This is a genomic window from Pseudomonas sp. USTB-Z, assembly GCF_019691255.1.
In the GTDB taxonomy this organism is placed as follows: Bacteria; Pseudomonadota; Gammaproteobacteria; order Pseudomonadales; family Pseudomonadaceae; genus Aquipseudomonas; species Aquipseudomonas alloputida.
In genome coordinates this window covers 1-441 of record NZ_JAECZP010000083.1, presented here as the reverse complement: position 1 = coordinate 441, position 441 = coordinate 1, and the positions used below count along the sequence as shown (strand labels likewise).

Annotated in this window: 1 protein-coding gene; it reads right to left on the bottom strand. The window is 66.9% G+C overall.

The annotated features are described in order from the left end of the window. A partial coding sequence (locus tag I8746_RS26950; RefSeq protein WP_259674215.1) for an Ig-like domain-containing protein occupies positions 1-441 on the bottom strand: 441 nt, incomplete at both ends.

The following is a 441-nucleotide window of genomic DNA, read 5'->3' as shown; positions in this document are numbered from 1 at the left end:
ATGTCCGGCGCATCGAATTGCAGCGGCGCAGAGGCGTTGCCGTCAGCATCCACCAAGCGTACGTCGAGTGCTTCGCCGTTGGCCTGAGCAGGCGACAAGGTGAGGCTGAACAGGCCGTCGGCACCGACGACACCGGTGCCGATGACACTACCGCCTGCATCGCGCACTTGCACGGTAGCGCCGGGCTCGCCGCGACCAGTGAAGGTGACGCCATCGGCCAGGGCCAGGTCAGTCGGTTGTGCGGGCGGCAGCAAGTCAGCCGAGGTGACTGAGCCCGGTTGGGATACGTTGCCGGCGGCGTCGGTGAGGGTGACTTGTAAGGTGCTGCCATCGTTCACGGCAGGGTCCAGGGCGATGACGAAGGTGCCATCTGCAGCGACGGTGCCGGTCGCGAGGATGTTGCCGGCCGCGTCACGCACCTGCACGGCAGTGCCCACTTCG